This is a genomic window from Methylobacterium sp. Leaf93, from assembly GCF_001422345.1.
Classification (GTDB): Bacteria; Pseudomonadota; Alphaproteobacteria; order Rhizobiales; family Beijerinckiaceae; genus Methylobacterium; species Methylobacterium bullatum.
Map to the genome: position 1 here is coordinate 14,329 of NZ_LMMS01000011.1, position 11,554 is coordinate 25,882.

Genomic DNA, 11,554 nt, shown 5'->3' on the forward strand with positions numbered 1-11,554 from the left:
AAGGCACGGCCGAGAGAACCGTGATCAGACGTATACGGGCGAAAGGATGCATCGGCGCGTCTCAATTCTATTGGTATTATTCTGCATAAACGGAGAAATATTACGCTTATTTGCAGATCACATTCGTCTAATAGACACGCATAGTTGATCGGCAACCTGTCATAATCGGTTTGACAACGCTGTAATTTTTCAGGCCATTTAATAAGCGTTCTAAGATACCGACTAAGCGACGGAACGCGCGGCGGAAAACGCCTCGCACGCAAAGCAGTGCTGAGAGTCGAGCACCCCTTAGTTTCGCAGAAGCGATGCAGAAATGTATCACTTCATACAGAGCGCCTCCGGGGCCGCGCGTTGAGCGCAGGCCCCGCTCATGCTAGGCGCCAGCCTCATTGTCCCGATCCGTCCGACCCGAGGCGCCCGTATGATTGCCCGCTATAGCCGCCCCGAGATGACGGCGATCTGGTCTCCCGAGAGCCGCTTCCGCATCTGGTTCGAGATCGAGGCCCACGCCACCACGGCGCTGGCCGAGATCGGCGTTGTGCCCAAGGAGGCCGCCGCCACGATCTGGGAGAAGGGCCGCGACGCGGTGTTCGACGTCGCCCGCATCGACGCCATCGAGGCGGTCACCAAGCACGACGTCATCGCCTTCCTGACGCATCTCGCCGAGATCGTCGGCCCCGATGCGCGGTTCGTGCACCAGGGCATGACCTCGTCGGACGTCCTCGACACCTGTTTCAACGTGCAGCTCGTCCGGGCCGCCGATATTCTGATCAAGGATGTCGATGCGCTTCTCGCCGCGATCAAGCGCCGGGCCTTCGAGCACAAGCTGACCCCGACCATCGGTCGCTCGCACGGCATCCATGCCGAGCCGGTGACCTTCGGCCTGAAGCTCGCCCAGGCCTATGCCGAGTTCGAGCGCGCCCGCGCCCGCCTCGTCGCCGCCCGCGAGGAAGTCGCCACCTGCGCGATCTCGGGCGCCGTCGGCACCTTCGCCAATATCGACCCGCGCGTGGAGGAGTATGTCGCCAAGGCGATGGGCCTCACGCCCGAGCCGGTCTCGACGCAGGTCATCCCCCGCGACCGCCACGCCATGTTCTTCGCGACCCTCGGCGTCGTCGCGAGTTCGGTGGAGCGTCTCTCCATCGAGGTGCGCCACCTGCAGCGCACGGAAGTCCTGGAAGCGGAGGAGTTCTTCTCCGAGGGCCAGAAGGGCTCGTCAGCCATGCCACACAAGCGCAACCCCGTCCTCACCGAGAACCTCACCGGCCTCGCCCGCATGGTGCGCTCCTTCGCGCTGCCCGCCATGGAGAACGTGGCGCTCTGGCACGAACGCGACATCTCGCATTCCTCGGTGGAGCGCATGATCGGCCCCGACGCGACGGTGACCCTCGACTTCGCCCTGGCGCGTCTCACCGGCGTGATCGACAAGCTGCTGATCTACCCCGAGCAGATGCAGCGCAACCTCGACAAGCTCGGCGGCCTCGTCCACTCGCAGCGGGTGCTTCTGGCCCTGACACAGGCGGGCGTGTCCCGCGAGGACGCCTATCGCCTGGTCCAGCGCAACGCCATGCCGGTCTGGCGCGGCGAAGGCGACTTCCTCACCCTGCTGAAGGCGGATGCGGACGTCACCGCGTCGCTGAGCCCGGAGCAGATCGAGGAGTGCTTCGACCTCGGCTACCATTTCAAGCACGTGGACACGATTTTTTCGCGCGTCTTCGGTACGGCCTGAGCCAGGACCGTCCCCGACTCGGCGATCCGCGGAGCACGCTTCATGCTTCGCGGATCGCGTAGCGGCGAGGCCGCCGTTTCTATCCGGAGAAGAGGAAGTTCGATGTCGCGCATCGTCTACGTCAACGGCGAGTTCGTGCCCTTCGAGGCCGCCACCGTGTCGATCATGGACCGGGGCTTCCTGTTCGCGGACGGCATCTACGAGGTGTCCGCCGTCCTCGGCGGCCGTCTCGTGGACAACGAGGCGCATCTGGCCCGGCTCGACCGGTCGCTGGGCGAGATCGGCATCCGCAATCCCTACCCGACCGAAGAGTGGATCCGGCTCGAGACCGAACTGGTCCGTCGCAACGGCGTCGACGAGGGCCTCGTCTACATGCAGGTGACGCGGGGCGCCTTCGAGCGGGATTTCGCTTTCCCGCCGGCCGAGACCGAACCCACCGTGGTGATGTTCACGCAGGCCAAGACCGTGGCCAGGAACCCGCTGGCGGAGCGGGGCGCCAAGGTCATCACCGTCCCCGACATCCGCTGGAAGCGCCGCGACATCAAGTCGGTGGCGCTCCTCGCCCAAGTTCTGGCCAAGCAGGAAGCGGCCAGGGCCGGCGTCGCGGAGGCCTGGATGGTGGAGGACGGTTTCGTCACCGAGGGCTCCTCCTCGACCGCCTTCATCATCGCCGGCGGAAAGGTGGTCACCCGCCCGCTCTCCACCGCCCTGCTGCCCGGCATCACGCGCCTCGCCGTCATGCGCCTTGCCGAGGAAGCAGGCCTGACGATCGAGGAGCGGTTGTTCTCCGTGGAGGAGGCGTTGGCGGCGCAGGAGGCCTTCTACACCAGCGCGTCCGCCTTCGTGATGCCCGTCATCGACATCGACGGGCACGAACTGGGCGGCGGCAAGCCGGGCGCGCTGACGAAGCGTCTGCGCGCCCTTTATCTGGAGATGGCCGGGGCATAAGGGCGAGCCGGTCTCATCCGTCATCCGGGGCCGCCATAGGAACTGCATCGCCGCCGGAGCGGTTTGTCTCCCGACTTTCTGGGGGACATTGATGCCGACACCGTTTCGTCACGCCGCACTGCTCGCTTTCGCCCTGACCGCGTCGGGCGCCTATGCCCAGTCGCCCGATGCACCGCTGAAAGGGCGCGACACCTCCCCGAACATTCCGCCCTCCACGGAGACGGTGCCGGAGAAGGTTCGTCCGTCCGAGGAAGGAACCGGCGGCTCGACCTTGAGCGACAAGCTCGAGAAGAACGACGGCGTAATCACGCCGCCCGGTAATTCCGCCCCGGGCCTGGTGGTCAAGCCTCCCGAGTCCGAGAACAGCGGCATGCCGGTGATCAAGCCGGGCCAGTTGCCGGGCCGCGAACCGGGGACGGAAGCGCGCTAGGAATTGGGCGCGCCCCAAGCCTTCGGGCGCGGTTTGCTTGATTTCCTGCGAGGGATCGCGGAAAGACGCCGGAGATGCGTGTCGGCCCGCCTTCGCGGCGGGGCGTTTCCACGCGGGCACCGGACAGGTTGAAGTGAATGGCGAACGTCGTCGTCGTGGGCGCCCAATGGGGCGACGAAGGCAAGGGTAAGATCGTCGACTGGCTCTCGGAGCAGGCCGACGTGGTGGTCCGCTTCCAGGGCGGCCACAATGCCGGGCACACGCTGGTCATCGACGGCGTGACCTACAAGCTCGCCCTGCTCCCGTCTGGCGTCGTGCGGGGCGGAAAGCTGTCGGTGATCGGCAACGGCGTCGTCGTCGATCCGTGGCACCTCGTGGACGAGATCGCCCGGCTTCAGGCCCAGGGCGTGGAAATCTCGCCCAAGACCCTGCGCATCGCCGACAACGCCACGCTGATCCTGCCGCTGCACCGCGAGCTCGACCACTTTCGCGAGACCTCGAATGCCGGCCTGAAGATCGGCACGACGAAGCGCGGCATCGGCCCCGCCTACGAGGACAAGGTCGGCCGCCGCGCCATCCGCGTGGTGGATCTGGCCGACGAGAGCACGCTGGAATCGAAGATCGAGCGGGTCCTCACCCACCACAACGCCCTGCGCCGGGGCCTCGGGATCGACGAGGTCGATGCCGGCGCGCTCCTCGCCGAACTAAAGGCGATCGCGCCGACGATCCTCCCCTACGCCACCACCGTGTGGAAGCTCCTCGACGACGAGCGCCGGGCGGGCAAGCGCATCCTGTTCGAGGGCGCGCAGGGTGCCCTCCTCGACGTCGATCACGGCACCTACCCGTTCGTCACCTCCTCGAACATCGTCGCCGCCCAGGCCGCCACCGGCTCCGGCATGGGGCCGTCGGCGATCGGCTACGTGCTCGGCATCGCCAAGGCCTATACGACCCGTGTCGGCGAGGGGCCGTTCCCCACCGAGCTCTTCGACGAGATCGGCGAGACGATCGGCGCCAAGGGCCGCGAGTTCGGCGTCAATACCGGGCGCAAGCGCCGCTGCGGCTGGTTCGACGCCGTCCTGGTGCGCCAGACCGTGCGGACCTCCGGCATCGACGGGATCGCCCTAACCAAGCTCGACATCCTCGACGGGTTCGACGAGATCAAGGTCTGCACCGGCTACCGCCTCGACGGACAGGTGCTCGACCACCTCCCCGCCAACCAGGCCGCGCAGGCCAAGGTGGAGCCGATCTACGAGACCATCGAGGGCTGGTCCGGCACCACCGCCGGAGCGCGCTCCTGGGCCGATCTCCCCGCTCAGGCGATCAAATACGTGCGCCGGATCGAGGAACTGATCGGAGCGCCGGTGGCACTGCTCTCCACGTCACCGGAGCGCAACGACACCATCCTGATGCACAATCCCTTCGAGGATTGAGCGTCCGGCCGAGGCGAGGCCCACCGGTCCTCCAGGGCAACCGGTGGACGAATGACAGGGGATGAAGCGCCGTGCGGGTGGATGAAGCCTCGTCCGAAGGGCGGACATCGCGGATGATGCCGACGTGCCTCGCCCAAGGGTGTTCCATCCCTGCAGTGAGAAGAGGGCGGCCTGCCGGCCGGCCCGTATAGGGCGGACCGAGGTTCGATGGCCGACTATTACCCCTTGCTGGCACGAGCGCTCCAAGCGATGCCGGATCGTTCTCCGGCCTTGCGCAAGGCGGTCTACGACCGGGCACGCGGCGCCTTGATCGGGCAGCTCCGTTCGCTCGAACCGCCCCTGTCCGAAGCCGATATCGACCTCGAGAGCAAGGCCCTCGAAACCGCGATCAGCAGGGTCGAGAGCGAGCATGGTGCGCCGCCCGCCACCGTCGCCAACGATGTCGCGCCACCGGTCTTCGCCGTACCGGAAGAGCGCGACGTGCTGCCGGAAGCGGCGGCGCCCGATCGGTCCGCGGATACCGAGCGAGGCCGCATCACCGAGCCCGGCCTGCCGCCGGCCCCTGAGCCGAATCTCGGGATCCGCCCTTCCCGGCCGGATCGCCAGCCGGCCGCGCAGCCCGATGCGTCGGCGCCCGAGCCGCTGCCGCCGGTGGCGGATGGACCGGCTCCGGTCTCCCAGGAGCCCGCGACGGTCCTGCCGATCAAGCCCCGCAAGGCGAAATCCGCGGACAGGGTTGCCGAGAGGAAAGCCGCCCGGGAAGCCGCGCGGAAGGCATCGAACGATGAGACCGCGAGCGAAGGGACCGAGCCGGAACCGGCCAGCGAGCCGACGCCCGAGCCGCCGGTCGCCGAAGGCGCAACGATGCCCGCAGCGGCGGATGGCGGCAATGGGCGCAACCGCCCGCGCATCGACGTCGTCGCCCCGCGCAAGGGCCGCCCTCGCCTGATCCGCAACGTCTTCGTGGGAAGCGTCCTGCTCATCGTCGTCGGGCTCATCGCGGTGGCGGCCTTCATGCTGCGCGACAAGCCCTCGGACCTGCAGCCCGGCACTACCGAGGCTCAGGAAGAGACATCCGATTCCGGGGCCGCGAAGTATGCCGACCGGATCGGCGGGGATGCTCCCGCCTCCTCCGAACGACGCGACCCCTCCGCCCGCCAGACGCTCGCCCGGCCGCCAGCCACGACGCCGGTCGATCCGACCAAACCACCGACACAACCCGATGTGGCCGTCGCGCAGCGCGCCGTTCTCTTCGAGGAAAACACGGCGGGCGGAAACGCCCAGCCGATCACCTTCCAGGGCATGGTCGTATGGCGCCTGGAGGCGATGAACGGTGAGCAGGGCCAGCCGCTGGAAACCGTCATCCGGGGGCGAGTGACCTTCGCCGAGGCCGGCTTGTCTCTGGTCATGACCATCCGGCGCAACCTCGACGCCACCTTCCCCGCCTCCCACACCATCGAACTGGCCTTCACCACGACGAGTCCGGCCGGGGATACGCATTCCGTCCAGGATGTCGGCCTGCTGAGTGCAAAGGAAGAAGAGAGCGGCCGGGGGTCGCCGGTCTCGGGCCTGCCGGTGCGCGTGAAGGAGAACCTGTTCCTGATCGGCCTGTCGTCGCTGCAGGCCGACGTGGACCGCAACACCGACCTTCTGGAGCACCGCAACTGGTTCGACCTGCCGATGAAGTTCGCCGCCGGGCCTCGCGGCGTGCTGACCTTCGAGAAGGGTTCATCGGGCAATCAGGTCATCCGCTCCGCCTTCGAGCAATGGCGTCGATAGGGGCGACACAAAGAAAGCCGGTCCCGCAGCAGCGAAACCGGCTTTTTCGTCATCGGCCCCCGTTTCAGCGTCTCGTCAACGTTTCACGACCCTGAAACACAGGTCCGTATCCGTGAGGTCCGGCGGACGACCACCGCCGCGCAGTCGCGCAGGCAGGCCTCGCTGAGTCAGGCTCACCGAGGCCCTAAATCAGGCGTGGGCGGCGGCCCGTGGCGCCTCGCGGGTGGCGAGGTTTCGCTTGACCGCTTCCTGGATCTTCTCGAACGCCCGGACCTCGATCTGGCGGACGCGCTCGCGTGACACCCCGAATTCACCCGACAGATCTTCGAGGGTGATCGGATCATCGGCGAGACGGCGCGCCTCGAAGATGCGGCGCTCGCGCGGATTGAGGACCGACAATGCGTCGCGCAAGGCGGTCAGACGGTTCTGGCCCTCCTCTTCGCGGGCGAGCACGGTCTCCTGGCTCGGACTGTTGTCCACCAGCCAATCCTGCCACTCGCCCTCCCCTTCCTCACGCAACGGAGCGTTGAGGGAGGTGTCGCCCGAGAGGCGGCGGTTCATGTCGATCACGTCCTGCTCGGGAACGCCGAGCTTGACCGCGATCTGAGCCACCTGATCCGGCTTGAGGTCACCCTCGTCCAGGGCGGAAATCTTGCCTTTGGCCTTCCGGAGATTGAAGAACAGCTTCTTCTGGTTGGCGGTGGTGCCCATCTTCACCAGCGACCACGAGCGCAGGATGTATTCCTGGATCGCCGCCTTGATCCACCACATGGCATAGGTGGCAAGGCGAAAGCCTTTGTCCGGCTCGAAGCGCTTGACGGCCTGCATCAGGCCAACATTGCCCTCGGACACGACCTCGCCGATCGGCAGGCCATAGCCACGGTAGCCCATGGCGATCTTGGCCACGAGCCGAAGATGCGAGGTGACGAGGCGGTGCGCCGCATCGCGGTCGCCCTGTTCACGCCAGTTCTTGGCCAGCGTGAACTCCTCGTTCGGCTCGAGCATCGGAAACTTGCGGATTTCATCGAGGTAGCGCGAAAGGCCACCCTCGGTGGCGAGCACGGGTAGTGCGCCTGCCATAGTCATCTCTCCTTGCAAGGTCCCCCGAACGGGCAGACCAGAAACGAACCGCCGCTCTTCGAGCCGACCGTCCCACTCTCCGAGCCTACTCGGAAAGGAAACGATGCGGTAGCGGTCCGTGACTCGACCGTCGCCATCAACGCGCCAGCGAGCCGATCGCCCGAAGGTGACACGAAAGGCCGCGGCCCGGGGTGCGCCGGCACACCTGTTTGCCGGCGACCCTTGACAGCGACACCTCTGCAACAGGACCGGCGGTCGAGGGTTCCCCCGGCCGGACGCAATCGGCCTTTTCAGGATCGGTCGTTCGCCCTCAGCTCGGCGATGAGGGCGGCCATATCCGGCGGGATCGGGCTCTCGAAGCGCAGGACCTCGCCGGTGCGAGGATGTTCGAACCCGAGAATGGCAGCATGGAGAGCCTGCCGGCCCAAGGCTTCCAGCGCGACGCGCGCCGACGCCCCGAGCCGCGCGGCCTTGGTCTTGAAGGCATTGCCATAGACCGCATCGCCGAGAAGCGGATGACCGCGATGGCTCAGATGGACGCGGATCTGGTGGGTCCGCCCGGTCTCGAGCCGGCACCGGACAAGGGCGACTTCGGTCCCCGCATCCAGGATCTCCTCCACGACGTAATGCGTGATCGCCGTGCGCCCCTCGCCCGGGCGCATGATGGCGATCTTCTCGCGGTTGCGCTGGCTGCGTCCGAGTTCGACGTCGATGGTGCCCAGCCGGGGCTCCGGCGCTCCCCAGGTGAGGGCGAGATAGGCGCGCTCCAGCGGTCCGTTGCGGCCATGGTCGGCGAACTGCGCCGTGAGGCCCTTGTGGGCGAGATCGTTCTTGGCGACGACGAGGAGACCGCTCGTGTCCTTGTCGAGCCGATGCACGATCCCCGGTCTCCGCACGCCGCCGATGCCCGACAGGCTCTCCCCGCAATGGGCGATGAGGCCGTTCACCAGGGTTCCGGCATCGTGGCCCGGTGCCGGGTGGACCACCAGCCCCGCCGGCTTGTCGATGACGATCAGGTCGTCGTCCTCGTGAACAATCACGAGATCGAGGCTCTCCGCCACCGGCGTCGCGTCCACCGGCGCGGGAATGGTCACGTCGAGGACGGCGCCCGCACCGACCTTCAGCGACAGGTCGAGGACGACGATCCCGTCCTTGCTCACCTGGCCGGTGCGGATCAGGTCCTGCAGCCGCGAGCGCGACACATCCGGCAGCGCGCGGGCGAGCGCCCTGTCGATGCGCTCCGCCTGCGCGTCCAGGTCGAGGACGACGCGGCGGTCCTGCGGTTCTTGCACGATGCGATCTCTTTCGATGCCGATGAAATTTAAGCGCGCGGCAGCACTTGCTCCCCCGCCCGACCGTCGCTATACGATCGCCAACCGCCCGGAAAGCTCCCATCGTCTAGCGGTCTAGGACGTCGCCCTCTCACGGCGAAAACAGGGGTTCGATTCCCCTTGGGAGCGCCAGCGGTTCTTGCAAGTCAGTCGTTCGAACGACACGGTCTCACCTCCTCACCTGGATCGGCTCGAGGGCGGCGATTCACTGCATCCTGCTCCATACACTCTTCGGTCTTGGCCTTCTCTGCGCCGTAGGATCGGTGATCGCCTCGCCTGGCGGTTCGGCACTTCCGGCACGCCAGCCGATGCCGCAGGAGGCGAGGCCTCAAGAGCTGGCGGTGCCCGAATTGCGCTAGCGCAGCACTCCGCTCTCCGCTCTCCGCGCCGCTCAGCGGACAGGATCTCAGTACGCACCACCTCGTCTTCCCGGGGGATTCCATCACGTAAGGGTAGGATCCCGGCCCTTGGAGCTTGTCTTGGGGGAATGGTCGCCGCTCGATCTGGGGGTCTGGGGCGATCGCATGCAGGACGTGCTCCGGCGCCTCGATCACGGACAATGGCCGCCGTCCATTAAGCCCGATCTCGTGGTGCTCCTGGTAGGAACCACCAATGCCGACAAGGGCAGCCGGCCCGAAGACACGGCTCTGGGCATCGCGGAAATCATCTGCGTCCTCCAGGCCCGCTTGCCGGACATCACGATCCTGCACCATGGCATCCTGTCACGGGGCGAGGACGCCACGTCGCCCGGACGCGCGGGGAATGCGCGGGTGAACGAGCTCGTCCGCCGCTGCGGCGACGACAGGTGCGTGATCTACCTCGATCCCGGCGGCGCCATGGTCGATGCGGCGGGCCATCTCTCGACACACGTCATGGCCGACGGACTTCGGCTGAACCGGAAGGCCGGATAAAGCCTGGCGAAGCGGCTCGTAGTGAAGTTAAGGGTCGCCCGCGACCGCTCGAGCGTCATGGACACTCGGGGTTCCCTCCCCGGCGACATCGGAGCTACGCGTTCCGCGATTGCGCACTCCGGCATGGCTCCTCATCCGAAAAAGCCTCGCCGCCCTGTGCCCCTGCCCGCCCGAGGCTTATCGCGAAGATACGCCCCTAGATCGTTGTGCGCCGCACGCGCCGGCGGGTTACCCGTTGAACGCACGCGGGTTTCACGCCGCGGGCCGCCCGGCGTGCCGCATCGTCACAGTGCGGCGCAATGACGAATGTCGGCGGGATAGGCTGCCGCCGGCCTTGCGGCTCATGAACGCCCGATTAACACTGCCTACTCCGAAAGAACGAATCGCCTGATTCGTTGAGGCCGGGAGACACGCCATGTCCCAGACGATTCACGTCAAACCGACCCATGACGGCACCTACACGGTCTATCGCGGGCCGACGGCCCTCGTGAGCGGCCTCACCCGGCTCCAGGCCGAACTGTATCAAGCCAGCATCACCCGTCAGGCGCAACGCCCCCTCGTGGCAATGACGGCCTGATACGGCGCAGCCGGCGGATGAGCGATCATCGCCGCGTCAGCTTCAACACCCGAAGGTCGGCGATCGTCCCGGCCTCCGTCAGGCCGCGTTCCTTGGCCTCGATGACATAACGGTCGTCCGCTCTGGTCACCCCATAGACATGATAGCTCGCACGGCGGTGCAACGCGCCGCCATGCGACACCGCCGAGGCCGAGGGAGCGCCGACCACGGGGACGCTGGTGCCGTCTGGCCCGCGGACGAAGCTGATGCTTCCCACATGGTTGTGCCCGTGCAGGATTAGGTCCGCACCGGCGCGACCGATCATCGCCGTGAACGTCTCCGCATCCTTCAGTTCGCGCCCCGGCGATGCGCCGCCGGGCTGAGGCGGATGATGGATCATCACCACACGAAACGGCGGTTCGGGCTCGCGGCCCAAGCGTGTCAAAATGGCTTCGACGGTCTCGATTTGAGGGGGGCCGAGCCGGCCGCTCGCGACGAAGGGCTTCGTCGGAATGGCCGACGACACTCCGATGAGCGCGAGCGGACCGCGCCGCCTGAGATACGGAAACACCCCGTCGGTGCCGTCGTCACCTGAGGTCCAGGCGCCGCAGGCCTTCAACAGACCTTCGAGCGAGCCACGCACATAGGCGTCGTGATTGCCCGGAACGAAGCTCACCGTGTCCGGGGTGCCGAGCGCTTGGAGAAAGTCCCTGGCCGTCGCCCACTCGCTCGGCAAGCCGATGTTGCACAGGTCCCCCGTGCAGGCGACGTGATCGTGGGGCTGTGTCCGCAGATCGGCCACGAGCGCCGCGAGAATCTCCATGTCGTGGTGCCGGCTGCGCCCGCGCCGCCAGTTCACGTAGCCGGTGGCCCGCTTGCTCAGAAGCTGGCGCAGGCGCGGACGGGCGATGGGGCCGACATGCGGATCGGTGAGGTGAGCGAGGCGGAACATCGGTCTCCGTTTCGAAACAGGCGCCCGCCTTCGTCACTCCCGGCTACCGCGTCAAGCCTCGAGCCTTTTCGGCCGGGGCTTCGAATCCGGGCTGACGCCATCTGATCTGCGGGACCGTTCACACCGATTTCGACACCCGCGCCGTCATTCCTGACGATATCCGCAGATCTCGCGGAATGCCTCGCCCTGCCCTCCTCCCCCTTGTGGGGAGGAGTTGGAGGTGGGGGTGGTCGGGCGACCTTCAGCCGGCGGAGGCTGGCGGAGCCCCCCACTCCTGACCTCTCCCCACAAGCAACTTGCTTCACACATCTGCTCGACAGCCGTTCCATCGATTTAAGCAGGTTCGGCGTGAAGCGCGAAGGGCTCCCTCTCCTTCCAGGAGCGGGGACCCGTGCTGCCCGCGAGATG

10 protein-coding genes and 1 tRNA gene are annotated in these 11,554 nt (G+C 66.9%); 8 read left to right on the plus strand and 3 right to left on the minus strand.

Going from position 1 to position 11,554, the window contains the following annotated elements:
* The first annotated feature begins 421 nt into the window (after positions 1-421).
* The 5 genes from purB to ASF26_RS08475 all read left to right on the plus strand — a co-directional run bounded on the left by purB (position 422) and on the right by ASF26_RS08475 (position 6,316).
* Positions 422-1,729 (plus strand): adenylosuccinate lyase, encoded by a 1,308-nt coding sequence (gene purB, locus ASF26_RS08455; RefSeq protein ID WP_056252157.1) that lies wholly within the window; start codon positions 422-424, stop codon positions 1,727-1,729.
* Positions 1,730-1,831: 102 nt separating this feature from the next.
* On the plus strand, positions 1,832-2,677 hold the full coding sequence (locus tag ASF26_RS08460) for a D-amino-acid transaminase (RefSeq protein WP_056252160.1): 846 nt from the start codon (positions 1,832-1,834) through the stop codon (positions 2,675-2,677).
* Between the two features lie 91 nt (positions 2,678-2,768).
* Positions 2,769-3,107 (plus strand): hypothetical protein, encoded by a 339-nt coding sequence (locus ASF26_RS08465; RefSeq protein WP_056252164.1) that lies wholly within the window; start codon positions 2,769-2,771, stop codon positions 3,105-3,107.
* 137 nt (positions 3,108-3,244) lie between these two features.
* Positions 3,245-4,537 (plus strand): adenylosuccinate synthase, encoded by a 1,293-nt coding sequence (locus ASF26_RS08470; protein WP_056150105.1) that lies wholly within the window; start codon positions 3,245-3,247, stop codon positions 4,535-4,537.
* Between the two features lie 207 nt (positions 4,538-4,744).
* Complete coding sequence (locus ASF26_RS08475; RefSeq protein WP_056252166.1) at positions 4,745-6,316, plus strand: hypothetical protein; 1,572 nt, start codon at positions 4,745-4,747, stop codon at positions 6,314-6,316.
* 189 nt (positions 6,317-6,505) lie between these two features.
* Here ASF26_RS08475 and rpoH read toward each other — a convergent pair whose 3' ends face one another.
* Together rpoH and ASF26_RS08485 are read right to left on the minus strand one after the other, a co-directional pair.
* Positions 6,506-7,396, minus strand: a complete 891-nt coding sequence (rpoH, locus tag ASF26_RS08480; protein ID WP_056252170.1) for an RNA polymerase sigma factor RpoH — start codon at positions 7,394-7,396, stop codon at positions 6,506-6,508.
* A 290-nt stretch (positions 7,397-7,686) separates the two neighbouring features.
* Positions 7,687-8,688 carry an RluA family pseudouridine synthase gene (locus ASF26_RS08485; RefSeq protein ID WP_056252173.1) on the minus strand — a complete coding sequence of 334 codons (1,002 nt, stop codon included), beginning with the start codon at positions 8,686-8,688 and terminating at the stop codon, positions 7,687-7,689.
* 95 nt (positions 8,689-8,783) lie between these two features.
* On the opposite strand from ASF26_RS08485, the gene ASF26_RS08490 reads away from it, so the two are divergent.
* The 3 genes from ASF26_RS08490 to ASF26_RS23085 all read left to right on the plus strand — a co-directional run bounded on the left by ASF26_RS08490 (position 8,784) and on the right by ASF26_RS23085 (position 10,215).
* A tRNA-Glu gene (locus ASF26_RS08490) sits at positions 8,784-8,859 on the plus strand.
* 335 nt (positions 8,860-9,194) lie between these two features.
* Complete coding sequence (locus tag ASF26_RS08495; protein WP_156462920.1) at positions 9,195-9,638, plus strand: GDSL-type esterase/lipase family protein; 444 nt, start codon at positions 9,195-9,197, stop codon at positions 9,636-9,638.
* A 415-nt stretch (positions 9,639-10,053) separates the two neighbouring features.
* A complete protein-coding gene (locus ASF26_RS23085) occupies positions 10,054-10,215 on the plus strand; it encodes a hypothetical protein (RefSeq protein WP_018042146.1) in 162 nt (53 codons plus the stop codon).
* Positions 10,216-10,240: 25 nt separating this feature from the next.
* On the opposite strand, the gene ASF26_RS08500 is transcribed toward ASF26_RS23085, so the two are convergent.
* On the minus strand, positions 10,241-11,146 hold the full coding sequence (locus ASF26_RS08500) for a metallophosphoesterase (protein ID WP_056252180.1): 906 nt from the start codon (positions 11,144-11,146) through the stop codon (positions 10,241-10,243).
* Positions 11,147-11,554 lie beyond the last annotated feature (408 nt).

Bases quoted from the DNA above. Each gene is read 5' to 3' on its own strand.
- purB (WP_056252157.1), top strand. From the start codon at position 422: ATGATTGCCCGCTATAGCCGCCCCGAGATGACGGCGATCTGGTCTCCC.
- ASF26_RS08465 (WP_056252164.1), top strand. From the start codon at position 2,769: ATGCCGACACCGTTTCGTCACGCCGCACTGCTCGCTTTCGCCCTGACC.
- ASF26_RS08500 (WP_056252180.1), bottom strand. From the start codon at position 11,146: ATGTTCCGCCTCGCTCACCTCACCGATCCGCATGTCGGCCCCATCGCC.
- ASF26_RS08460 (WP_056252160.1), top strand. From the start codon at position 1,832: ATGTCGCGCATCGTCTACGTCAACGGCGAGTTCGTGCCCTTCGAGGCC.
- ASF26_RS08470 (WP_056150105.1), top strand. From the start codon at position 3,245: ATGGCGAACGTCGTCGTCGTGGGCGCCCAATGGGGCGACGAAGGCAAG.
- ASF26_RS08475 (WP_056252166.1), top strand. From the start codon at position 4,745: ATGGCCGACTATTACCCCTTGCTGGCACGAGCGCTCCAAGCGATGCCG.
- ASF26_RS23085 (WP_018042146.1), top strand. From the start codon at position 10,054: ATGTCCCAGACGATTCACGTCAAACCGACCCATGACGGCACCTACACG.
- rpoH (WP_056252170.1), bottom strand. From the start codon at position 7,396: ATGGCAGGCGCACTACCCGTGCTCGCCACCGAGGGTGGCCTTTCGCGC.